This is a genomic window from Desulfoconvexum algidum, from assembly GCF_055382125.1.
The window spans coordinates 6,250,625-6,273,504 of record NZ_AP042394.1; the positions used below are offsets into that span (position 1 = coordinate 6,250,625).

19 protein-coding genes and 1 pseudogene are annotated in these 22,880 nt (G+C 47.7%); 5 read left to right on the forward strand and 15 right to left on the reverse strand.

The genetic code is table 11. The annotated features are described in order from the left end of the window. Positions 1 to 50 precede the first annotated feature (50 nt). Genes ACZ45G_RS28125 through ACZ45G_RS28135 form a run of 3 tightly spaced genes read right to left on the reverse strand, consistent with a single transcriptional unit; the run spans position 51 to position 1,856 of the window. Positions 51 to 479, reverse strand: a complete 429-nt coding sequence (locus tag ACZ45G_RS28125; protein ID WP_464173903.1) for a rhodanese-like domain-containing protein — start codon at positions 477 to 479, stop codon at positions 51 to 53. Between the two features lie 36 nt (positions 480 to 515). Beyond that, entirely contained in the window at positions 516 to 1,625 is a 1,110-nt protein-coding gene (locus ACZ45G_RS28130; protein WP_464173904.1) for a hypothetical protein, read from the reverse strand. An 18-nt stretch (positions 1,626 to 1,643) separates the two neighbouring features. Further along, positions 1,644 to 1,856 carry a hypothetical protein gene (locus ACZ45G_RS28135; protein WP_464173905.1) on the reverse strand — a complete coding sequence of 71 codons (213 nt, stop codon included), beginning with the start codon at positions 1,854 to 1,856 and terminating at the stop codon, positions 1,644 to 1,646. A 432-nt stretch (positions 1,857 to 2,288) separates the two neighbouring features. Here ACZ45G_RS28135 and ACZ45G_RS28140 point away from each other — a divergent pair, with 432 nt between their 5' ends. Then, positions 2,289 to 3,620, forward strand: a complete 1,332-nt coding sequence (locus ACZ45G_RS28140) for a sigma-54 interaction domain-containing protein (protein ID WP_464173906.1) — start codon at positions 2,289 to 2,291, stop codon at positions 3,618 to 3,620. 21 nt (positions 3,621 to 3,641) lie between these two features. On the opposite strand, the gene ACZ45G_RS28145 is transcribed toward ACZ45G_RS28140, so the two are convergent. The 12 genes from ACZ45G_RS28145 to ACZ45G_RS28200 all read right to left on the reverse strand — a co-directional run bounded on the left by ACZ45G_RS28145 (position 3,642) and on the right by ACZ45G_RS28200 (position 16,640). Then, complete coding sequence (locus ACZ45G_RS28145) at positions 3,642 to 4,589, reverse strand: hypothetical protein (protein ID WP_464173907.1); 948 nt, start codon at positions 4,587 to 4,589, stop codon at positions 3,642 to 3,644. Next, on the reverse strand, positions 4,586 to 5,644 hold the full coding sequence (locus ACZ45G_RS28150) for a vWA domain-containing protein (protein WP_464173908.1): 1,059 nt from the start codon (positions 5,642 to 5,644) through the stop codon (positions 4,586 to 4,588). The genes ACZ45G_RS28145 and ACZ45G_RS28150 overlap by 4 nt, the downstream gene beginning before the upstream one ends. Positions 5,645 to 5,656: 12 nt before the next feature. After that, positions 5,657 to 6,448: a MotA/TolQ/ExbB proton channel family protein gene (locus ACZ45G_RS28155; protein WP_464173909.1), complete on the reverse strand. Its 792-nt coding sequence runs from the start codon at positions 6,446 to 6,448 to the stop codon at positions 5,657 to 5,659. A 1-nt stretch (position 6,449) separates the two neighbouring features. Continuing rightward, positions 6,450 to 6,596 (reverse strand): hypothetical protein, encoded by a 147-nt coding sequence (locus tag ACZ45G_RS28160; protein ID WP_464173910.1) that lies wholly within the window; start codon positions 6,594 to 6,596, stop codon positions 6,450 to 6,452. After that, positions 6,589 to 8,607: an SUMF1/EgtB/PvdO family nonheme iron enzyme gene (locus ACZ45G_RS28165; protein WP_464173911.1), complete on the reverse strand. Its 2,019-nt coding sequence runs from the start codon at positions 8,605 to 8,607 to the stop codon at positions 6,589 to 6,591. The genes ACZ45G_RS28160 and ACZ45G_RS28165 overlap by 8 nt, the downstream gene beginning before the upstream one ends. Beyond that, positions 8,594 to 10,009, reverse strand: a complete 1,416-nt coding sequence (locus ACZ45G_RS28170) for a tetratricopeptide repeat protein (protein WP_464173912.1) — start codon at positions 10,007 to 10,009, stop codon at positions 8,594 to 8,596. Before ACZ45G_RS28170 ends, ACZ45G_RS28165 begins: the two co-directional genes overlap by 14 nt. 14 nt (positions 10,010 to 10,023) lie before the next feature. After that, a complete protein-coding gene (locus tag ACZ45G_RS28175; protein ID WP_464173913.1) occupies positions 10,024 to 11,250 on the reverse strand; it encodes a hypothetical protein in 1,227 nt (408 codons plus the stop codon). A gap of 16 nt (positions 11,251 to 11,266) precedes the next feature. After that, entirely contained in the window at positions 11,267 to 11,962 is a 696-nt protein-coding gene (locus ACZ45G_RS28180; RefSeq protein ID WP_464173914.1) for a hypothetical protein, read from the reverse strand. Positions 11,963 to 11,973: 11 nt separating this feature from the next. Continuing rightward, the gene (locus tag ACZ45G_RS28185) at positions 11,974 to 12,609 is read right to left on the reverse strand and encodes a transposase (protein WP_464173915.1); all 636 of its coding nucleotides are present in this window, start codon (positions 12,607 to 12,609) and stop codon (positions 11,974 to 11,976) included. Between the two features lie 234 nt (positions 12,610 to 12,843). Then, a complete protein-coding gene (locus ACZ45G_RS28190) occupies positions 12,844 to 13,545 on the reverse strand; it encodes a response regulator transcription factor (protein ID WP_464173916.1) in 702 nt (233 codons plus the stop codon). Then, positions 13,535 to 15,256 (reverse strand): sensor histidine kinase, encoded by a 1,722-nt coding sequence (locus ACZ45G_RS28195; protein ID WP_464173917.1) that lies wholly within the window; start codon positions 15,254 to 15,256, stop codon positions 13,535 to 13,537. Before ACZ45G_RS28195 ends, ACZ45G_RS28190 begins: the two co-directional genes overlap by 11 nt. A gap of 25 nt (positions 15,257 to 15,281) precedes the next feature. Continuing rightward, the gene (locus ACZ45G_RS28200; protein WP_464173918.1) at positions 15,282 to 16,640 is read right to left on the reverse strand and encodes a vWA domain-containing protein; all 1,359 of its coding nucleotides are present in this window, start codon (positions 16,638 to 16,640) and stop codon (positions 15,282 to 15,284) included. A gap of 386 nt (positions 16,641 to 17,026) precedes the next feature. Between ACZ45G_RS28200 and ACZ45G_RS28205 the strand changes: the two genes are divergently transcribed. From ACZ45G_RS28205 to ACZ45G_RS28220, 4 genes and pseudogenes are all read left to right on the forward strand, one after another. Beyond that, the gene (locus ACZ45G_RS28205; RefSeq protein WP_464173919.1) at positions 17,027 to 18,469 is read left to right on the forward strand and encodes a DUF3375 domain-containing protein; all 1,443 of its coding nucleotides are present in this window, start codon (positions 17,027 to 17,029) and stop codon (positions 18,467 to 18,469) included. Between the two features lie 3 nt (positions 18,470 to 18,472). Next, positions 18,473 to 19,084, forward strand: coding sequence for a DUF4194 domain-containing protein (locus ACZ45G_RS28210; protein WP_464173920.1), 612 nt, complete (start codon positions 18,473 to 18,475; stop codon positions 19,082 to 19,084). Beyond that, positions 19,084 to 22,458, forward strand: coding sequence for an ATP-binding protein (locus ACZ45G_RS28215; RefSeq protein WP_464173921.1), 3,375 nt, complete (start codon positions 19,084 to 19,086; stop codon positions 22,456 to 22,458). Before ACZ45G_RS28210 ends, ACZ45G_RS28215 begins: the two co-directional genes overlap by 1 nt. Beyond that, positions 22,455 to 22,846, forward strand: a pseudogene (locus tag ACZ45G_RS28220) (DUF3322 domain-containing protein); the annotation flags it as partial. The gene ACZ45G_RS28215 and the pseudogene ACZ45G_RS28220, both read left to right, overlap by 4 nt. Between the last annotated feature and the right edge of the window lie 34 nt (positions 22,847 to 22,880).

The following is a 22,880-nucleotide window of genomic DNA, read 5'->3' on the forward strand; positions in this document are numbered from 1 at the left end:
TAAAGGGAGCCGTTCAAATGGACGACTCCCTTTTATGACATCACAACGGATTATTCAACAGGGTAACCGGCCTTCTCCCATGCCGCCCAGCCGCCATCCATGTTCTTTGTGTTTTTATACCCCATCTTGCAAAGGGTACAGGTGGCCAGACAGCCTCTTGAACCTTTCTTGCAGTACATGACAATTTCAGTAGCTTTGTCCGGTATCTTTTTATCAATCTTGAATTCCAAAAGTCCCCTTGGAATATTCATTGCCCCTGGAACATGCCCCATCTTAAATTCTTTGCTGGTACGGCAGTCTAAAAATAGGTATCCGCCTCCATCAAGTAAGGCCTTGGCCTCGGACACAGATACCTCACAAATATCCTTTTTAGCATCGCTCACCAAATCCGTGACTGTCATGTCCTTGGCAATGGCGATCTGTGCCGTGAGAAACAACATTGAAATGAGTACCAAGACAACCAGATTACGTTTTTTCATAAAACTTCCTCCTTTTAGCGTTAACGTTATTGTCCTTTAGTCAGTCCTCCTTTTTTCGGGTATCCTGTCCATGGGCACAATAACGGTTTTATTTGCATTTAACTCTTTTTCATCAACATCACTGGAAATCAGAAACAATTTTGTATTTCCGTGACAGGCATTGCATGTCTGGTTCTGGGGCGTCTTCCGCCTGATATTATGCGGGGTCGTCATTTTCCAGGTGGGAAGTCTGTCAAAATTTTTCAATCCATTTTCAACATAAAATTTAAATGAGGACTGAGTTACGGGGACATGACGCACCGTAACAAATGTTTCAGGCCTTTTTTTGGATTTCAGGGGGTTCAGGCCAATCTTAAACTGCATTTCGGATTTTTGGGTCTTATAATATTTAAGGCCTTTTTCATCTTTTCCAACATGACACGAATAGCAATTTTTATAGGACTGGGAATGGCAGACATTACAACTCACCTGATCCTTGTGAATCCAGTGATTCTTCGTATTTTCAGATGCTGCATCATAGACCTTTTCATGGCAGTCCAAACACTTGGGACCATTTTCCACTTCATAGCGGTTGGCATAATCCTTCCCGTCGCCATGCATTTCATCAGCCGTGTGACATTTACTGCATTTAAAATATTTCTCTTTATGAATGTCTGGTTTATACCCCTTATTTTTACCCAGATACTCTTTGCCGATCCGGCTCCCGTGACAAGCCGTACAAACCTGCTGCATCGGGGGTCTTTTCTGGAACAGGTGGCCTTCCATCAATCCCCCTTCTACCGATTCCGGACGGCTGATATGACATTGTCCGCAACTGGAGTGGCACGAATTGCAATGGGTCTCTCTGGCGGCATCAACCTTTGCATGCACAAATGGATCCGAATCCGCTCTTTTGTCTATCATCTTTTTCTCAGGTGAAAGACTTACGTGCAGGCTGGTTTTATAATGTTCTGCAATATCTTCATGGCATGCCCCGCAGGCATTGGAAGGATCAGGGTAAGACGGGTCTTTGATGACGCCTATATGGGCCTTTTGCCAATCCTCTTCGTCTGGATCGCCCCCGTGACATTCCTCACACCCGAGTTCACCATGGTTTTCATCTTCAGCAATTTCACTGTCAACAAAAAGTTTTTCATGAGGAGCCAACGGCTCGACTGCTCCGCCTCACCCCTCCCCTTGGGTTTTAGCTGAACCTCCCGGTTTTCCTACATTTGATTTCGCAATGGTTCTTGTAATTTTTATCAACTTTTGAGCATTGGTATGGCAGGTAAAACAATGATTTTCTCTTTGTGAGGATTGAGCTGGGCTGCTATAAAATAAAACAAAAAAAACAGCAAAGACCAATCCCAAACAAATTTCGAATTTAATCGCCTTCATGGTCTTCTCCTAAAATTTCATGCGTCAATTCTTTTTGCACCAACAATTACACTTAAAAAATCAGTTTGATAGTTATCACCTCCTTTTTAAGCTAAACCCATGTATCTTTTTAGCTATAGGTTACTATAGCAATAGATATGCCAGAACATTATCCAATCGTTTATTCAGATGTAACCTGCTGAATAAACAAAAAATAACTATAGATTGAAATACTATTTATGCTTTGGTAAAATGAATGGCGACATAGAATATGGGAACAATTTGAACCCAATCACAACGGTTGAAAGGAACAATATATCCCTTTATGAGGTCGGCCTGGGCAGGGCCTCCATAGTTGTAAAATTTGCCTAACCCGTATAGATGATTTGACATCAATTCAATATTATTGTTAAATGATTTCAAATGTTTTTCTTTAAATTAAAGAATAGATAAATGAAACTGCCTAAAAAACAAATTCTAAAGCATTGTCAGACCATTCTGGACAGCATTGCAGATGCGGTGTTTACGGTTGATCTGGATTTACGCATTACCTCCTTTAACAAGGGATCGGAAAAGGTCACAGGAATCCCGAGGGAAGAGGCCATTGGAAAACCCTGCTTTGAAATTTTAAAAACCAGTATGTGTAAAAAAAACTGCCTCATCAAACAGACCATCAAAGAACAAAAACCGATTGTAAACATGCCTGTCTATATTCTTCGTCCTGACAAAAAGCGCATTCCCATCAGTGTAACAACGGCTCTGTTGAAAGATCCAAAGGGTAAAATCATTGGCGGGGTGGAGACGTTCAGGGATCTGACCATCGTGGATAAACTCAGGAAAGCACTTCGCAAACAACACTCTTTTGATGATATTGTAAGCAAAAGCGGCAAGATGCTCCACCTTTTTTCGATTCTTCCGCAGATAGCCGAAAGCAACAGCACAGTGTTGATCACAGGAGCAAGCGGAACCGGAAAAGAACTTTTTGCCAGGGCAATTCATAATAACAGCCAGAAAAAGAAAGGGCCTTTTATCGCAATCAATTGCGGTGCATTACCCGACACCCTTTGTGAAGCTGAACTTTTCGGATACAAGGCAGGCGCATTCACTGATGCGAAAAAAGACAAGCCCGGGCGATTCGCCCTGGCCCAAAACGGAACGATTTTCCTGGATGAAATCGGAGATATCTCAAAGGCCGTGCAGGTCCGCCTTCTCCGTGTTCTGGAGAATAAGGTCTATGAGCCGTTAGGATCTACCAAAACAATCACAACAAACGCCAGGGTGATTGCTGCAACCCATCAAAACCTTGAAAAGCTGGTCGAGAAAGGCGAATTCCGAGAGGACTTGTACTTTCGTGTTAATATCATAAAATTGTCCCTTCCACCTCTTTTGGACAGAAAAGAAGATATCCCTGTTCTGGTGGATCATTTTATAGACCAGTTTAACCATTTAACCAACAGAGAGATAGTCGCCCTGTCCCAGAATGCTTTGGCCGCGATCATGCTCCATGACTGGCCGGGAAATGTACGCGAGCTTGAAAATGCCATAGAACATGCCTTCGTCCTCTGCCGGGGTGATATGATCCGCCTTCACAACCTGCCGGACAGGATGGTTCCCAAAAGTGACTCCCTGCTTATCTCAACAGGGCGGACCCTCAAAGAAATTGAAAAACATGCGATTGAGCAGGCGCTTGAAAAAAACGAATGGAAAAAAATGGCAACCGCCCGGGAACTTGGCATTGACAAGAACACCCTGCGCCGTAAAATCAACCGGCTTGGAATATCCTAGACTGAACCCAAAGGCGTACCCTCACAATGGCAGGGCCAGAAAAGTTCCCCCATTCTTTCGCGTAAGCTCCCGCATCAAAATGCCAAAACGGCTGGTGGTGTGCTCTGAGAGAAAACCAACCCCGTGAATCTTTGCCAGGGGTTGCCCGGTTTGCCGATCCTCGTTCATTTTTGTGATGCCGGCAATCACCGGATCATAGGAGGAACCGGAATAATCATCTCCAAAAACATAGATCGCCATTGACTGACCCGGTTTTGCATAACGTTTCAATGCCGTTTCTATCCCTTCCACGGGGCTTGAATTAGAGGCATCGGCCCAACTGCCGAACACCCGCATCACACTTTTCCGTCGCTGCGGTGTGTCGGGAATCCAACGGCCGCTATATCCTGAAATAAGCGATTTTCCCATGTCGTTTAAAATCTGAAACCCCGTAACTTTGGGATGGATACTCAAGGCATTGAGGATTTCTCGTGAAACACGACCCCAGTTAGATTGCATACTGCCGGAGGTATCAACAATAAAAATGACATAATCACTGTCCACGGGGATGCCGCCCACCTCCTCATCCCGAAGGGTGTTGGCGGTTGAGGGTGAAATAGAGACCCTGTCCAGGGTGGATTGCACCAGGGAGAGCCCCTGCAGATCACCCGCCAGTTCATTTTCCTCTCGTTCTCGGATGGAAAGATTTTTTGAAAGGGTCTGGGCGGCACTTTCCAATTGATTGCTCGCTGCAAACTGGGTATCGTTATTTTTCTTTTGCTGATCGATTTTTCGGGCCAGGGTATCGATGCTGTTTTCCAGGGTCATCACCTGCCCCAAAAGTTTCTCCACCTCCATACCACTTGACAGAGAGGTGTTTTCAACGGTGTTGGAGATGAGTACCAACAGCACCACCGCTCCAAACCCGCAGGAGATGATATCCAAAAAAGAAAGGTTGAATATATGAAACTCCTTTCGCTTGATTCTCATGGCCAGTTCACCGCAGGGCTTATGACCAGGCCTCCCGATCGAGCGGCCCACCCCCAATATTCATTTACCGCATCGGGATCCCCTTCAATGGGCAATAAAATCACATTGACTTTTACAGTGCCGAGACCAGACTCCTTAAGGGTCTGGCGAAACAGCTTTACCCGGCATTCTCCTGAAATTGTGGAGGATTTTCCCAGAAGAGAGCTACAACCGGAGAAAGGATTAAGGTTTGCGTAGCGGGATTCACCCACCGTGGGCAGCCCGTCGGTAATCACATAGAGATCTGTGACCCCTTGCCCGGAAATGGCCTGCAGCCCTTTTTGCAAATTGGTGGCGCCCTGGGGGATAATCACATCCAGCTCTTTATAGACAGCCCCAAGGGCTGCGGTGTCAAGTTTCATCCAATTGGCCTTGCCAATAAATTTTACAGAAGAATTGTAAGTGATAACTGCTACCTGACTGGTTTTAGGGACACGGGCAAGGATCCAGTGCAAAATTTTTTTGGTTCGAAGCCATTTAGGGCCCTGTTGCTTGTCGGCAGCGGAGCCGTTTTTTCTTTTGATAATATCGATAAGCTTCTCATCTGTCATGGAAGCGCTGGTGTCCATAAGAATCGCAATACGAGGCCCTTGAACTTTCAGGCCCATGAGATAATTTTCTTCTCCCCCCATATCCTCTTCCACAAGATCTTCTCGATGGGCAACAGGTCTTTTGGAAATATCATTTTTCAAAGCCGCCACCTGGGCTTTTTGTTGGGCAAGGCTCATTTTTTTTTCCAGGAGAGACTGCTCAAGCTGTGCAAGACGGGCTTGAAGCTTCGCCGTTGTATCTGCCCGGGAGTGTGCGATAACCTGCAGTTGTGCGAGGGTCTGGCCAAGTTCCTCCTGGGTAAGTTCCAGCTGCTGCACCTCTTTTGCCAGGATCTCAGTTTCACTGGTTGACCTGACAACATCATGCTTTACCAGCATAAACACCAGCACCACCGCCCCAAGGCCGCAGGACATGATGTCAAGAAATGCAAGGTTGAACCCTTCTGAGTTGCGGTGCCGTCTCATACCGTCACCCCATTATTTGATCCGGGCAATAAGATACTGATCACAATAGGCCTGAATATCCACGAGCTGACCATCCTGAAGGCGCTGGAGCTGATGAAAAATAAACATCAGAAAAAGACTGATCAGCAGGGCCACAAGCGTTGAGTTAAAGGCAACTCCCAGGCTGTTGGTCATGCCGGAAATATCCCCGGCAAGGGCTTTGTCTGCAAGGGAAAGCGCTTGACCGATCCCCCGAACAGTCCCAATGAAACCAATGGAGGGAATGGCCCAGATAAGATAACGGATCATTGAATTTTCGGCATCCTGGCGAAGGGCAAGCGCCTCAACACGGCTTTCAATGGCGTCGGACAGATTTTGTACATTCCCTGTCCCGGCATACCGCCACAAAGCTGCCCGCAGGGTCTGAACAAGGGGTGCCAAATTGCGGTCCGCTGAAAGCGCTGTGTCAAGTTTTTTAATAATCGCTTCGGGCACAATCTTTTTGTCCCCTGTTTTGTCCCCTGTTTCGTCGGCTGTTTCGTCAAATGTTTCTCCAATCAGATCAACGGTAAAAAGGTAATTATTTCGCAATATCGCCAGACATTTACTCAAAATGAGAAAACTGCCCCATAGCATCAGAATAAAACAGATTTCCTGTTCATAATCCTTGAGGACAATCACCAGATCCCGGGGAGCGGATTGGCCTGCAAGCCTTGCCGCCTCCAGCAGAATATCGGCCTGTGGACGAACATAGCCGATGTAAACAAGGTGGACCAGGAGAATGGAAAGGATCAGGGCAATAAAATTTTTCACTATTTCCGACATATCAAATATCCACGGGAAAAGAGGTTGGAGAATTCAGGCTGATGGTTGGCAGCACCCCATAGACGGTTGCAACGGTGACAAGGAGAACAACCAGTACCAAAAGAAACACCACAGGTCTTGTATGGATCATCCTGCTCACTTTATTCATTTTTTCCTCCATATAAATAACGTCCGATTCGAAAGCCCAGATCATCGCGGCCGGCGGTAAGTCCCTCCCGGAATGCCGGCCGCAGCGTGGTAATGGTACCCGAGCGCCAATTAGCACCCTTCACCACATGGGCAACGCCTTGCTGTTCCCCCAAAGGGTTGTCCGCTATGTTCTCCCCCTTTGGCGGCAGGATGGAATAGACGTCGTGAACCCATTCACTGACATTGCCTGCCATATCATAAAGACCCGAGGGTTCTCGGTCAAAACTGCCCACAGGGGCAGCACCTGAATACCCATCCTTGTAATTAGGAACAAAAAATCTCACCTGGCCCTTGGCGCTTTCGTCTGCCACATTGGCCGTTTTAGACGGTATGACCCTGACATCGCCCCAGGTAAAAAGGGTAACTTCTGTCTTGCCAGCCTTGCGGGCCAGCCACTCCCACTCCCCTTCGCTGAGCAGCCGATAGCCTTCGGCACTAGGATCAAATCCTGTCACCGTCCCCTTTCCATTTCTGTAGAAGGGGCGAATTTTTTCCTTTGCACTCAGCCAGTTACAAAAGGCTGCCGCCGCTTGCCAGCTGACCGAAGTAACCGGCATATTGGCAGGGCCCGACGTTTTTTTCGGATCAAATGCTGCAAACTGACCATTGGTGATTTCAAAAACACTTGCATAAAAAGTCTCGGTCAGACGGATTTTTTTCTCAAACTCATTGGCCCGCTGACCTTTTTGGGATCGGGGTGCCCCCATGGTAAGGTGGTCTGAAACAACAAACAATTTGAGTTTGATCCCTGCACTATTGGTAAATTCCCGAGGCGCTTGCCTTAACCTGGCCTGGTATTCGGTGAAAAGGGATACCGATAACCTTTGAACCCTGCCCCCTTTGGGCACAACCCTTTTAACAACAGAACGATACCCGTCTTTTTTAAGGGTAATTTCATGGGCCACAGCTGTTAGGTCCGTGCTGACAGGACTTGTTCCAAAATCTTTGTTGTCAATGAAGACAGTTGCCGAAGGATATGAAACGATCTCAACCCTTCCCATTTCAGGTTTCAGTTGGAAAAAAATCTGCTTTTCCTGGCCAGGGGCCAGCATGATGGTCCGGGTCTCAGGATAAAACCCCGGCTTCATATAGGTCAGACCATGTTTCAGGGTTGCATCCAGAACAAGGGGTTCTGATCTCTGGACGCCATTCACCAGTAGGGTCCCGCCCTTGGGCACAAGACTGAGCCTTACCCGCCCTTTTTTAAGTTCAAGCTGATAATTGCGGGTCACCCTGGGGCTACTCCGGGTAATTGACAGTTGTTCAAGGATTTCGACATGGTTTTCCAACACCAGGCGTACCCCATGGTTTCCCCCGGTCCTCGCAATCTGTAAGGGGGTTTGCCCGACCTTTTCATTGTCAAGAAAAACCGTGGCCCCCAAAGGCTTGGACACAATATTCAACAGTCCGCTAACAGCCGATAGGGTCTCATTTAAGGCTGTTTGTTCCCCCCGGATAATTTCAACTTCCACTTGTTTTAACTGGTAAAAGGGATTGTCGATAACAAGCGTGTAACTGCCAGCATCTAGTTCTATATCAAGCCTGTCCGAGGGACCCATAACACGATTGTTGATCCGCCATGATGTTCCAGCCCCAAGGGTGTCAAACCCTGAAAGCGCAACGGCCAGATGCCCGGGTAATTCAGATAATTCCAGGGGGAACACCTTGCCCAGATCTGCAGCATCAATGACGGCACTTTCCGCCTTAAAACCGGGTGAAGAAACCGAAACAACCAGATCTCCGGCAAAGGAATAGACCGTATCTCCCAGGCAAAACCCCAGTCCCCGGTCAACCCCGTACACGGCATTTTCCCGGGCATCCTTGGGGTTAATATCAATACGGGTTCCCCTCAGGACAACAAAGAGCACCGTCATCAGCAGGAAAGCTGAAACAAGAGTCACTCCCGCAATAAAATAGACTCTTTTTTGCCGACGCTTTGCCTGATCCAGGGTTTTATTAAATAAGTTCATCGCAGATTACCCGCACACTAAAGCTGTCCTGATCATAGGGAATAAAGGCCTGGACAAATTTTGATTTAAACCCCTTTCGGGCCCCTTCAAAGGTATAATTTCCGGGTTTAAGCTGTATGTTTTTTTGAAAAACAATCCCCACCTTTCCAACACTGCGAACCAATACATAGGTTTTGTTATCAGAAATGACGGTGACGAGAATGGACCGGTTGACCCGGGTCATCAGCTCACTTAATTGGCGGGCCTGTGTTTTTATGGCAAAACTGTAACTTGACGCTGTTTCAGCTTGGACCAGCGTCAAGTTTGCTCGTTTGCGAACATCAGGATTGGATAACCGGTAGGGGTTCTTTAAATAACGGTCCAGACTTGCCAAAAGTTCAATAAAATGCTCGGCCCGCTGCAGCCCCTCGGCCACTGTTTTATTTTCCGGTGCATCATTTGCGGCCCTGGCAAAGTACATTCTGGCCTTCTGCCAATCATCTTGTCGGATTGCCTGTTCCGCCTGGTTCACAGCCTGTTCGACACGAACCGATTTTTCCAAGTCCAGCAATTGAGCCATGAGCATTGAAAGCTCCGGCCGTTGGGGGTCAATTTTTTTGGCCTCCTGGTAATGGGTTCTGGCCTCGTTTGCCTGGCGCTTGTCAATACCGGCAAAGCCCGAAGAGATGTGCCGGTCAAAATTTCGAGATCGAATGAGCCCGGCCAGCACCTCCAACCGATTCTCAGCCGCTTCGCGTTCCGGGGCAACCCCTAAAAGCTGGCGTAAAAAATCATATTCTTTTTCAAGATTATTTTCGGCCCGGGCAGCCCTTGCCCCATTTAAGAGCACAAGGGTCTGGGGAAGTTTTTCAATTTTCCGGGCTATCTCCAATGCCCCAGGGGATTGGTGGACTGACAAGGCCTTTTCAATATGACGCTTTGCCCCTTCATAGTTTTCTTCTGCCAGCAGCAAGGCTGCCTTCTCCAGATTTTCTTTAAAAATTTGATCTGCCTGGTTGACCATCTCCAGGGTTAAGTTTTCAAGCAGCAGGAGATGGTCCATGGCGATCCCATACTCTCCATTGGCAAAGGTTGACATCAATTCATTTTTAAGCGCGGTTATCTCAACAAGGCCCTCTGGATTCCAGGCGTGGAGGTTGGCCCCCTCCAGACGGGGTTCCAACCCGTTTTCATATTCCTTTAATCTTTCAATTAATTCTCCACGAATTTTTTCTATGTCATTTTCAGCCGGCTTCTGTTTTTGCGGATCAACAACCGTAAGATTCTTCGGGGAAAAATCAAAGAAAGAAAGACCTGCCACCAATAAAGCACAGAGACAAATGGTGACAAGCAAACCGATCCCTATTTTCATTCTGCCCTTGGCAGTGCGCAGACGCGCCCGCCTAAGTTTATCTTCAATCACAATATCTCCCGGGGTTATAGCTGCACATCCGGTGTCTGTTCTTCCGCATAGATTTTTTGCAGAAATTCCCGCCACTGGGCAAATTGTTCCCTTGCATCACCGGTCAGTTCCACACTTTGTTTTTCAAAGGCAATGACCCGGGGAGACAGTTCCATATCAATGGATTGACCCAGCTCATTAAGGGCGTCCCGATGCACCTTTGCCTCCTCACTGGTCTTAAAACTTTTTGAAAGCAAAGAAGCACCCGCAAGTCCCCCAAGAATCGCCCCTGTAGCACCGGCTGCACTGGCGCCGGTACTATTGGAATTTGATCCCGATACCCCGGCAAGAACCGCCAGGCCAATTAGCAGCACCCCCCCCAGGGCCAGGCCCATACTTTTTTTCTTGGCTTCCCAGGCCGCTTGGGTCTCAAAAAGACTCTGCTCCTGCCACATCAAATAACTTTCATTCATCTGGTCGGAAAAAGAAACATAGTTGTCCTGGAGGCTGTCAATAAACAGCTGATCTCTCACCCGAATCGCCTTTACACGCGCCAACATGGGGTCATCGTCACTGGGCTTGCTCACCAGAGAGAATATATTTCCCCGGGTTTCCATGTACTGCATAAAGGTCTCTTCAGAAAAATTGGTGCCAAATCTTAAGTCTGCAATGTATTGAAGGTCTGAAAGCGCCTGCAAAGAATGATCACCGAGCTCTTCAACAATTTTTGCAGCAGCTTTTTCAAACAAAGGGTCGTAGGGATCTAGGCCCTTATTTCTTTGATCCCTGTGAAAGTCCGGGGAGACTTCATGTTCAAAAGATTTTTCCATCCATCTCTTACCGCTTATATCCACCACCTCTATTTCCATGGCAACCTCTCGCCCATTTGATGCTTCAATTCGGCCAAGAATATACAAATCACCTGTGGCGCTTCCATCGGGTGTTACCCGCACCGCACCAAATTTACCGGTGGCTTCCAAAGCGTCCTTCATCTTAAGGGCAAACCGGTTGGCCTCTGCCCTGCGCAATTCCGGCCAGACCTCTTTGGCCTCCTCCTCGGACATATCTTCCGGCAGACCCGGATCAAAGACAGGAATGATTACTTCGAGCAGGGGGGCGGATGTCACTTGGTTTTTTACCGCTTTTGAATAGGACGAAGAGGGAACAGGCCCCACCGTTGATGTGGTTCGATTATGGGTGGCACATCCTGAAAGAAAAAATGTAAGGATAACAAAGACAGTAATTATTTTTTTAAAAACCATGGTGCCTCTCTGGTTGTTATTGGGTGGGAAGGCCCTTGTATTTTCGGTACTCGTTCCACAACTGCTCGCGTTTGACAGGATCTGTTTCGTTTTGGGCCGCATATCTAATCTGTGCGGCAAGGGCATCATCATTTTGAGCTGTTGGAATATCCTCCGGAAGCTTCCCGTTTGCTTGTTTCATATTTCCACTGGTGTTGTTTCCACCGATGTTGCTATCCACTTCTTTTGGGTTCTGTGAACCCTGCAAACCGCCCTGGGCAGCCGTCTCAATTCCATCTGCAAAAGAATCGTTTTCAGGCGCTTCCGTTCCTGACATTGCTGAACTTGCCGCAGACGCACCCGCCGAGGTGCCGCCTGCCTTGCCACTCGAATCTCCACTCGAATTTTCAGAGGAATCTCCTGAGACCCCCCCGGGGGAATCTCCAACTGCCGTTACCCCATCGCTGGCAGCCCCTTCCGAAGCGGCTGCCGCCTCCTTTGCAGACCGGCACAATTCAAATTTATTAAGTGATTCTAAAAAAGCTTTGTCCATAAGACGCAGCCGCTCTTCATGGGTCAAGCTAGGATCGTCCACATAGTCAACTCTTATATCCGTACAATCGATACTGTCCCCGATATAGTCCTCTGCATGGACCATTAGGATCAAAGAAACAGGCCATTGCCAAACCAAACTGCAGATGGCCATGAAAACAAAAAGGTGGATTTTTTTCAAGCGCAGCCTCCTTATAAAAGCCCGGCCTTTTTCATATCCTTGGTAATGAGTTCCGCCGTCTCTTTCACCAGCTTTTCTTCGGATTTCGGGTTGAAACTCCGGGTAGCCCCTGCCCAGATCATCTTCTCTGTTTTAACGGAGAAAACCGTGATCTCAAGCTTGACAATGGTATTGGTAACCGTATACCCGGGGTCAACCACCCTGTCATAGGAAACGGCATAATAATTATACATACCATGGTTAAAGCCCATGGAGGGTTGATAGGTAACCGTTGGCGGCATATACTTTTCCTCTTTTTTAACCCCCACCAGGGTGGCAAGCATAACCGCATCAGCTCCGGCTTTACCCACGGCGGCCCGGATTTCCTCTTTTTCATCATAGTCCGAAGTATTGGGCATGAGAGAATAACCGGTGATACCCACCCGATTTTCCTTTTCAAGAGCCTTTAAAACAGCATCCTCGTATAGTCGACGATTCAGGTCATTCTCAAAAACGCCGAGAACCAGAACCTTTTCCAGGGGTTTGTCATTAAAGGCCGGTTCCTGCCAGGATTGAACCAATTTTGTTGAGGCACACCCCATCATCGCCAGGATCAAAACACCCAGTATCGCCCCCACACACACGCTTCGTTTATTCACACACATCATTCATCTTCCCCTTACAAAATATTGAATTAGAAATTTTCATAGATTCTATCATTATGCCCGATAAAAAACCAGGATCTGTTTTATTATCTTATCCTTGTATTCTGTCTCAAAGCCACTGGGTTGAAAGGGTTTTCGACCTGTCCCTTCAAAAATCAGGGAATACTTGTGATCATTACAAAACCTGAAATCGGGAATATATTTGCTTTGCATCGTCTTGGTGATTTAACCGGATCTTTATGAGACGGCATATCGATATCCCACACCATGAACTGTTTTGATTAAAACAGGAGTGGCAGGAGCGGATTCTAATTTTTTCCGAAGCTGTGCAATATGCTGGTCAAGGGTTCGGGTGGTGCCAAGATAATCAATTCCCCAGACAGCATTCAACATGTTATCCCGGCTTAAGACCTCTCCTTTGTGGGCATAAAAATATTGGATCAGCTTGAGTTCTCTTTCCGAAAGATCAATGGTTCTGCCGGCGCCTGCCAGTTTAAACGTTTTCGGGTTTACTTCAAATTCACCAAACATGAAGATACCTTGAGGCCTGTCCTTATCGCCGCTCTTTTGTCTCTTTGATCGGCGAAGCACAGCCGCGATCCGTGCCAGGAGTTCATGCACCCCAAACGGTTTTGTAATATAATCATCTGCCCCGAGCTGAAGGCCGACCACCTTGTCGATTTCCTCCCCCTTGGCCGTGAGCATGATGATGGGAACATCTTTATTGCTCGCCCGGATATCCCGGCAGACATCATACCCGCTTTTTTCCGGCATCATGACATCCAAAAGCACCAAGTCAAAAAAACCGGTTTTAAACATGGCCATGGCCTGCCTGCCGTCTTTGGCTTCAATTACCTGATAATCTTCACTTTCAAGCGTATCCACGAGCCCCGTCCTGATGTTGATATCATCTTCTGCCACCAGAATTTTAAGTGTCATGATGTTTTATCCTTGCTGTAAAACAACTGCCATTTCCCGGCATGGGTTCGAACAAGAGGTCACCCTTAAGATCCCTTAGAATCTGTTTTGCGATACTCAATCCCAGTCCGGAACCCGGCTGTTTTGATGTTAAAGAATTATCCACCCTGTGAAATTTTTCAAAAATCTTTTCCTGCTGCGCCTTGGGAATTCCCGGCCCGTCATCACAAATTTTCAAGCGAATAAAGGCATCTTCTTTATCTAAAACAAATTTGATAAACTTTCCATTGCCCGCATATTTTAATGCATTATCCAAAAGATTCAGGACCACCTGCTCCATGGCATCCCGGTCTGTCGTTACCTCGTAATTGCCTTGTTCGACCTGTGTGATAATCTCGACCCCTTCGGCTTTTATCCTGATGCTGTGGGCTTTTATCATTTGGTATAAGAACCGATCCATTTCAAAAGATGTGCAATGGTATGTTTTTTTACCCTGTTCAAGCTTGCCAAAGTCAAGCACATTATTAATCAAGCGTGTCAAACGACCGCTCTCATTGACAATGACCGACAGATAGGTCTGGGTTTTGTTCTCATCTTTTATTCTTTTGGACAATAAAAGCTCCGCATACATCCTAATACTGGTCAGGGGGGTTTTCAGTTCATGGGATACGGACGAGACAAATGAGGTTTTCTGCCTTGCATCTTTCATGTTCTGAAGGGTCATGCGGGTCAAAAGCATTCCACCGGAAACAATGGCGACGATAAAAATACCCAAAAGCATCACAGAGACAAATAAAAAACCCGGGGCTGTCCCAGCCGTGTCATCGACAAAAACAGCTATCCGCCAATGGGGCAGCAAATCTGAAACGGTACTCACTGCTGCCGGTTTGTCTTCAGGGCTTTTTACCAAACTTCCGGACTGATGCATGAACTTGCCGTTTCCATCCATCAACACCAGGGCAGCCCCTTTTTCAGATAATATTGGGAAATCAACCACCAGTCTTGACAGCAGGGTCATCAATTCCAGTTCAATTCCGTATATGGGACCCTCTTCATATTTTTGCACCCACCCCAAAATACAGAGCCGGTTCTCACTGAACCAGGGAATCCATCCTGACCTTTGGGCTGATTTTTGTTCTGTTTTTTCAAAAAAAACATCTGCTTGTTCATTGGCCGGTGCTTTTTGTGCAACCCGTGACAGAGCAACCAGCTTTTGCCGGGATGATTCTGTCTTTTTTTGAGGGGAAACAGCATATTTTTCTGGTCCGAAATCAGATGTTGCCACCCCTTTTGCGCCTGTGTCCTCCCGGGATACGCCCCCATTAAAATCAAAATTAATTCTCCCTGAAAACAACGCATCATACCGGGCAATAAAGTGTCTTTCCTCAAGCGTGGATGCCATCCCTCCAGCCGGATATTCAAGGCCCTGACTCTTTTTATAGATAAAAACATTTCGCACCAGAGGATTTATTTTTTCCCATTCAACCAGATTCTTTTCAAGCTGGGTTTGATCCAGCGCCAGTAAAGATTGTTCCAGATTTTCCTGAACCGCCTCTACTGTCAGATGAATGGTTTCACAGATCGTATTTGCCCTTTCCGACAAGGTTCGGATGGCCGACTGGCTGATCCGCTCCTGCTCGTGGGACAGGAGCCGGAAGGCAACCACTGCCATAATAAGGGTGGGCACTAAAAAAAGTGCCCAGAAGAGGATGATGGATCGTTTACTTGTCATGTCCTAAGCCATACCCGTTTTTCTCTTATTGTGAAAGCTGTTGGTTTTTCTTTTGAAAAGAGTCGGTTCTCAATAATTTCCGGCTCTTCTTGGTCATGCCCTGGTCTTCAATTTTTTCAGCCTGGACTTCCAGCTCAGACGCTTGTTCCAGCAACTGCCTGTCATTGTAAAGAGAACCGACCTGTTTCAACCTGAAAGCAGACTGTTTAAGTTCTTTTACAGCTGCGTCTTTCTTTCCCTTGTCAGACAGCTCAATGGCTTTTTCCTGGGCCAGGGCATTGAGGTTTAACTGATACTCCCTGACCACGCTAATGTTGGTGGATTTGGCAACTTTTTCCGGATCACTGCTAAACCTGGCATATGAGGTGCCAACTGATTTTTCCAGTTTTTGGCTGAACGGGTTCTCATAACTTACCTCAGCCCGGGCAATCTTCATTCTTGATCCAGGGCTTGATTTTGGAAGGTTGACTTCAACCAGGGCATATTTTTCCTGATCCCCGTAAAGCTGATTCATGGAAAGTTCAATCTTGTTTCCCCGGATCCTGCCTTCCCTGCCGATAATATTTACAGCCCTTACACCGTCCGGCAGCGTGATCATAACCGTTACCTTTTTCGCCACCACATTTAATACATCCCCCAGTTCTGCTGCAAAAATCCGGGACAGGTCAACGCCTGACTCAACAAAATAGGTGTTCCCGTCACTTTTCTGGGCAAGTCTGGCCATAAGATCCTCATTATAGTCAGTGCCCACCCCCACGGTTGTGACGGATATGTTTTCTTTGATCAAGGCCGCCCCAAGCCGCCCTAAGTCTTCCGGCATCCTGGGTCCAACATTGGCAAGACCGTCAGACAAAAGAACAATGCGATGAATATAATCATTTTCAATATTTTTCCTGATCTCGGATGCCCCCTGGCTGACGCCGCCGAAAAGCGCCGTATTGCCGCCGGCACGGATCTGTTGAAGGGTCCGGACGATTGCCTGGATATCCCTGGCATTCTGGGCCGGGACAATTGTGCTAACATTGGTATCATAGACCACCACGGAAAAAACATCCTGAATCCCAAGCCGTTTCAGGGCTTCAATAGCGGCCGCCTTTGCCTGTTCAATCTTGATGCCGTTCATGGAGCCAGACTGATCCAGAACCAGGGCAATATTCACAGGGGGCCTTGTGATGTGGGAAGGCGCCGGCGGTGCATCCAGGGTAATTTTAAGCACCACATTCTGCGAATCGCCTGCCGGAAGGACTGCCCTGTCCATTTCCACCCTGCAGGTCACTTTGAAGGGTTCAACACCTGCCCATACAACCCCGGTTATTAGGGTAACAAAAACCACTGCTATAAAATACAAACCGATTCTTTTATAAAACCCCATAAAATGTGCCATGATCCTTCTCCTCTGTTTAGTGAATTAATCAATTTCCTGTAAAACTGCAATATAAAGATCTGTTTTACATCTGCATCAACTATACAGGCTTAATTTTTTGGAGTTGTCACACAGGCGTAAAGAAGTTGTAAAAAACTTGTAAAAAAACGAATTCCTGACCTTCGCATTTAGGATGTATTATTACCAATTTCATTTAAAACGTCTATGGATCACCCAGGCAGGATTCGGCCAAACATTTTAAAAAATCCTGTATATTCTATAGATTATGCCACTATGAAAAAAATATGTATTTGAAAGATATTTCAAATTGTTCTAATAATACCAAAGTTTAAACATGCGAATGTCCTTGCACATTGATAGGAACGGATTAAACGGTAAAAAATCATATGGATTTTGACTACGCCACATTGAAGGCATTGAGAAAGAACCACCCAGCCTGGAAACTTCTGGCGGCGGATCATAGTCCCTTCATCGCCGCTTTTATCCAAGCGAGCTTTATTCAGCCCAACCGGCGGCATATGAGCCGGGCTGATCTTGCCTCGGCATTGGAGGATTACCTGTTTGTTCTTCGAGAAACAGAAGGTGAAGATGCATTTCCCCGGCAGGCAGAAGCCTATCTGGATGACTGGGCTGGAGAAGAAAAGGGATGGCTTCGAAAATTTTATCCCCCGGGATCGGACGAGGTGTATTACGATCTCATGCCTTCTGTGGAAAAGGCCGTAAACTGGCTTGAAAGTCTGGTTCAAAGGCCATTCATCGGCACTGAATCAAGGTTGATGACCATTTTTGAGCTGCTGCGCCAGATGGTCTCGGGCACAGAGATTGATGCCGCCGTAAGAATACAGGCACTTGAACAACAGAAAGAAGATATTGAAACCGAACTTACACGTGTCCGGGAGGGACGTCTGAGTGTCCTGGATGACACTGCCATCAAAGACCGTTTTTTACAAATCAACAAAACAGCACGGGAACTGCTGAGCGATTTCCGTGAGGTGGAATACAATTTCAGGGACCTGGATCAAAAGGTCCGGGAGCAGATTGCCCTTTGGGAAGGCAGCAAAGGTGAACTCCTTGAGGATTTTTTCGGTGAGCGGGACATGATTTCGGATTCTGATCAAGGAAAAAGTTTCAATGCTTTCTGGGATCTTTTAATGTCCCCGGCCAGACAGGAAGAACTGTCCGATCTACTGTACAAAGTGTTTGAGCTGGGGGCGGTCAAAGCCCTGTCTCCGGACATGCGCCTCAAACGGATTCATTACGACTGGCTGGAAGCGGGGGAACATACCCAGCGCACTGTGGCCAAACTGTCCGGACAGTTGCGGCGTTACCTGGACGACCAGGCATTTCTTGAGAACAAACGGATCATGCAGGTGATTCAAAGTATTGAAAGCCGTTCTGTCCAGGTTAAAGAGAACATGCCGAAGGCTAATTTCATGGCCATTGATGAATCCGCCCCGGGGATTTTCCTGCCCATGGAACGGCCGCTTTATAAAATACCGATTAAACCTGTCATCAAAGAAACCGTATTTTTAGGAGACGGGTCCAATATCCCATCGGACATGCTTTATGGGGCCGTTTTTGTCGACCGGATCAAATTAAAAACAATTATCCGGAATGCCCTTCAGACAAAGGATCATGTGACGCTTGCCCAGATTCTCAAAGACCATCCCCTGGAAAAAGGGTTGGCCGAGTTGGTTACCTACCTGAGCCTGGCCGGAGATGATGACAAGGCCCAGTTTGATGACGCACAACAGCACACGACATCCTGGACCGATGACGACGGAATAACCCGCCAGGCAAAATTTTCAGCAATAATTTTCAGCAGGTGAATAATGGATACAACAGACCATCACACAGACTCCCTATCAAAGCCTTTGATCTCACTGATGAAAGGGGTGGTATTCCGGGAAAAGGATGAACGACTATGGCAACAGCTTGAAAACCAGCAGATTCCCGTGCAAGATTATGTGAAGGTCCTGGGACTTGAGCTGGTGCTTGACCCTGCCGAAGGGTATGCCTGGCTGAAAACCTGCGAACCGGATGAAGGCGAAGACCCTTTGCCCCGGCTGGTGGGGCGCAGACAATTGTCCTATCCCGTAAGCCTGATCATTGCCCTTTTGAGAAAAAAACTGGCTGAAAGTGATTCATCAGGAAGTGATACCCGACTGATTTTATCTATTGAAGATATCGCAGATATGGTCAAGGTGTTTTTCCCGTCCCATGGCAATGAAGCCCTTCTGCTGGACCGAATACAGACCCACCTGAATAAAATTGCGGATCTGGGATTTATCCGCCGCCTGAAAGGTCAAACGAACAAGATTGAAGTGGTCCGTATTCTAAAAGCCTTTGTGGATGCCCAGTGGCTCCGTGAATTTGATGACCGGCTCAGGGAATACCATGAAAAAATGGTAACCGACTCAGACAATCCAGAAGAGGACAGCTGATGGAAGAACCACTCCTTGATTTCTCACCAGACGATGCCCTGGCCGGGTTTCGTCTCCACACCCTGGAGGTATACAACTGGGGGACCTTCCATAAACAAGTATGGCGACTGGATCTCCAGAGCCGGAACGGTCTGCTGACCGGAGATATCGGTTCGGGAAAGTCCACCCTTGTGGATGCGGTGACAACCCTGCTGGTCCCGGCTCATCGGGTGTCCTATAACAAAGCGGCCGGGGCTGACACACGGGAACGCAACCTGCGATCCTATGTGCAAGGATATTACAAGTCCGAGAGAAGTGATATCGGCCATGCCTCCAAATCCGTTGCCCTGAGAGACCACAATAGTTTCTCAGTGATCCTTGGGGTATTTAAGAACAAAGGGTTTGTCCAGGATGTGACCCTGGCCCAGGTTTTCTGGACTAGGGAAATTCAGGGCCAGCCCGAACGGTTTTACCTGACTGCGGACAGGGTTCTGTCCATCACAGATCATTTCAGTGATTTCGGTCCGGATATCAGTCGGCTCAAAAAACGACTGAAGAAACTGTCCAAAGTCGAGATCTTTGAAACCTTCCCCAAATACGGGGCTGCCTTCAGAAGACGGTTCGGCATTGAAAATGAACAGGCCATGGCCCTGTTCCACCAGACCGTTTCCATGAAATCCGTGGGCAATCTCACAGATTTTGTCAGAGAACACATGCTCGAAGCCTTTGATGTGGCCCCCCGCATAGAAGCGCTCATTCACCATTTTGACGACCTGAACCGGGCCCATGATGCCGTTCTCAAGGCCAAAAATCAGATCAACCGGCTGACCCCCCTGGTCGGGGATTGCAAAAAACAGGCACTGTTAACAGCAGAAAAAGAAGAGCTGAGGGAATGCCGAAATGCCCTGACCCCCTTTTTCTCCTTTCTTAAAAGAAGCTTGCTCAAAAAACGGATGAACCTCCTGGCAGGCGAGCGGGAACGGTTAGACCGAAAAATCAATACCCTGGATATCAAAGGCCGGGAACTCATGGGGGAACGGGATGAATTAAAACAGGCCATTGCAGAAAACGGCGGGGACCGTCTTGAGCGTATCCGGGCGGATATAAACCGGAATTGTCGCGAAAGGGACAAACGCCGGAACCAGGCAGAACGATATGCCGACCTGGCCCAGAATTTATCCTTAGGGATCGTGAATACACAGGATGATTTTGATCACAATGCCGGTCAGATACACGCTCAGCAGAATATTTTAAGCAAGCGAGAGGCGGACATACAGAACAGGCGCACCGACACCGAGGTTGAATTCAGAAAGCTCAAATCCGTGTATGATGAGCTCGAACTCGAATTGACCTCCCTGTCCGGGCGAAAAAGCAATATCCATGCCCGCCAGATCCGTATTCGCAAGGATCTGTGTGCCCATCTTGACCTGGATGAACGAGAGCTGCCGTTTGCCGGAGAACTGATACAGGTAAAAAAAGAGGAAGAGGACTGGGAAGGCCCGGCTGAGCGCTTGCTTCACAATTTCGGTCTCTCTTTGCTGGTATATGAAAACAATTACAAGCAGGTTGCCCGCTGGGTGGATGCCACCCACCTGAGAGGCCGGCTGGTCTATTATCTGGTGCGGCTTACCAACAAACCAATAGAGATTGATCTTCACCCCACATCCCTGGCAAAAAAGCTGTCAATAAAACCGAAATCCCCCTTTTATTCCTGGATTGAAAGAGAGCTGGCAACCCGATTTGATTATGCCTGCTGTACAGATATCCGTCAGTTTCAAAGGGAACCCATGGCTGTGACAACATCCGGGCAGACAAAATCCAGCGGCAAACGCCATGAAAAAGATGACCGCAGGGATATACGAGACAGGTCCCATTATATTCTGGGCTGGACCAATGAAGCCAAAATCAAAGCCCTCACGTTACAATGCCAGGACCTTGAAAAAAAGATGCAGGCTTTTGCGGCAACGCTTTCAAGCCTGGAAACAGATAAAAAAACCGTCCAGGAAAAAATCACCAACCTGATCCGCCTGGGTGAATTCAGAGACTTTTGTGATCTGGACTGGAAAAAAGTCACCCGGGATATCACCCGCCTGGAAGCAGAAAAAAATCAACTGGAGGCAGATTCCGATGTACTCAAGGCACTGGGACATCAGCTTGAAACCCTTGAAAAGAAAATTGATACCACGGAACAGGACCTGAAAAAAGTCCGGGACACCCGGTCTAAAAATGAAGAAAGACAAAACCACACCCGCCTGGAAATACAAAACTGTGAAGCGGACCTGCAAGCCCGGGGAGATGAGGCCAAGCGACTTGAATCTCTTTTTGAAAAACTGGAATCCATGCGGCAAAAAGAACTCACCCAGCATACCCTGACCATTGAATCCTGCAAGGGGCGGGAAGAAGAGCTGCGTAAAATCATCCAGGACCGCATGGACAGCCTGGGCAAACGGATCAGCACCCTGGAAGAACGGATTGTAAAAACCATGCACGGATTTCGCCGGGATTTTCCACTGGAAACCCGTGAGGTGGATGATTCCGTCTCTTCCGGGCCGGAATACAAGTCCATGCTTGAAACGCTTCAGACCGACAATCTGCCCCGGTTTGAAACCCGTTTCAAACAATTGCTCAATGAAAACACCATCCGTGAGGTTGCCAACTTCCAATCCCAATTCCTCCGGGAGCGGGAAACCATCCGGGAACGCATCGAACGAATCAACCAGTCCCTGTCTGATATTGAATACAACCCCGGGCGCTTCATTGTTCTTGAGGCCCAGAGGAACCCGGATGTGGATATCCGGGATCTTCAGCAGCAACTTCGAGCCTGCACCGAAGGCTCCCTGACCGGATCGGAGGAGGACCATTATTCTGAAAGCAAGTTTCTCCAGGTGCGGGACTTGATCCAACGATTCAGGGGAAGGGAAGGTATGAGCGATATTGACAAAAGATGGAGCAAAAAGGTCACCGATGTCCGGAATTGGTTCGTGTTTGCCGCATCTGAACGTTGGCGGGAAGACCAGAGCGAATACGAGCATTATACGGATTCGGGTGGAAAATCCGGAGGCCAAAAGGAAAAACTGGCCTATACGGTCCTGGCAGCCAGCCTGGCCTATCAATTCGGTCTGGAATGGGGCGCCATACGATCCCGGACCTTCCGGTTTGTGGCCATAGATGAAGCATTTGGCAGAGGATCAGACGAATCCACCCGCTACAGCCTGGAATTGTTTAAAAAACTAAACCTCCAACTGCTCATTGTTACCCCACTGCAGAAAATCCATATCATTGAACCCTATGTGAATGCTGTGGGCCTGGTATACTGCCAGGACGGCCGGATTTCACAACTTCGGAACATGAGCGTTGAGGAATACCGCAGCAAGCGCAAGGAAAAAGAGAAATGACCTCTTGGACCCGGAACCAGGATATCCGAAAACGGCTTGAACGAAAGTGGGCCACAGGAGAAATCCTGACGCTCTGTGTCAGCGATCAGCCCTTTGAACCCCTGCGCATCCCTTTAAAACACCCCACAGCCCGTGAACTTACCCACCAGTTTGATAAAGCCCGTACCTGGGTGGCGCAGATAAAGGCCCAGGCCGGGAAACAAAACAGGCAGAGCAGTATCAAACTCTTTTTAAAAAAATCACAATCCCATACCCGGAACTTGCCGGACTGTTAATCCAGAAACCCCATGAGGTGTTGAAGTATGGCATTGTCTGGGAAAAACTTCTGGCCATTGTCTCGTATATGAAAAAAAATCCCTGCCCCGGGATTTATCTTCGCCAGCTTGAAATTTCCGAAGTAGACACCAAATTCATTGAAACCC

What these genes read in the sequence shown, in the direction of transcription:
- ACZ45G_RS28125 (WP_464173903.1), bottom strand. Translation starts at nt 479, where the DNA reads ATGAAAAAACGTAATCTGGTTGTCTTGGTACTCATTTCAATGTTGTTT.
- ACZ45G_RS28135 (WP_464173905.1), bottom strand. Translation starts at nt 1,856, where the DNA reads ATGAAGGCGATTAAATTCGAAATTTGTTTGGGATTGGTCTTTGCTGTT.
- ACZ45G_RS28140 (WP_464173906.1), top strand. Translation starts at nt 2,289, where the DNA reads ATGAAACTGCCTAAAAAACAAATTCTAAAGCATTGTCAGACCATTCTG.
- ACZ45G_RS28145 (WP_464173907.1), bottom strand. Translation starts at nt 4,589, where the DNA reads ATGAGAATCAAGCGAAAGGAGTTTCATATATTCAACCTTTCTTTTTTG.
- ACZ45G_RS28150 (WP_464173908.1), bottom strand. Translation starts at nt 5,644, where the DNA reads ATGAGACGGCACCGCAACTCAGAAGGGTTCAACCTTGCATTTCTTGAC.
- ACZ45G_RS28155 (WP_464173909.1), bottom strand. Translation starts at nt 6,448, where the DNA reads ATGTCGGAAATAGTGAAAAATTTTATTGCCCTGATCCTTTCCATTCTC.
- ACZ45G_RS28160 (WP_464173910.1), bottom strand. Translation starts at nt 6,596, where the DNA reads ATGAATAAAGTGAGCAGGATGATCCATACAAGACCTGTGGTGTTTCTT.
- ACZ45G_RS28165 (WP_464173911.1), bottom strand. Translation starts at nt 8,607, where the DNA reads ATGAACTTATTTAATAAAACCCTGGATCAGGCAAAGCGTCGGCAAAAA.
- ACZ45G_RS28175 (WP_464173913.1), bottom strand. Translation starts at nt 11,250, where the DNA reads ATGGTTTTTAAAAAAATAATTACTGTCTTTGTTATCCTTACATTTTTT.
- ACZ45G_RS28185 (WP_464173915.1), bottom strand. Translation starts at nt 12,609, where the DNA reads ATGATGTGTGTGAATAAACGAAGCGTGTGTGTGGGGGCGATACTGGGT.
- ACZ45G_RS28190 (WP_464173916.1), bottom strand. Translation starts at nt 13,545, where the DNA reads ATGACACTTAAAATTCTGGTGGCAGAAGATGATATCAACATCAGGACG.
- ACZ45G_RS28195 (WP_464173917.1), bottom strand. Translation starts at nt 15,256, where the DNA reads ATGACAAGTAAACGATCCATCATCCTCTTCTGGGCACTTTTTTTAGTG.
- ACZ45G_RS28200 (WP_464173918.1), bottom strand. Translation starts at nt 16,640, where the DNA reads ATGGCACATTTTATGGGGTTTTATAAAAGAATCGGTTTGTATTTTATA.
- ACZ45G_RS28205 (WP_464173919.1), top strand. Translation starts at nt 17,027, where the DNA reads ATGGATTTTGACTACGCCACATTGAAGGCATTGAGAAAGAACCACCCA.
- ACZ45G_RS28210 (WP_464173920.1), top strand. Translation starts at nt 18,473, where the DNA reads ATGGATACAACAGACCATCACACAGACTCCCTATCAAAGCCTTTGATC.
- ACZ45G_RS28215 (WP_464173921.1), top strand. Translation starts at nt 19,084, where the DNA reads ATGGAAGAACCACTCCTTGATTTCTCACCAGACGATGCCCTGGCCGGG.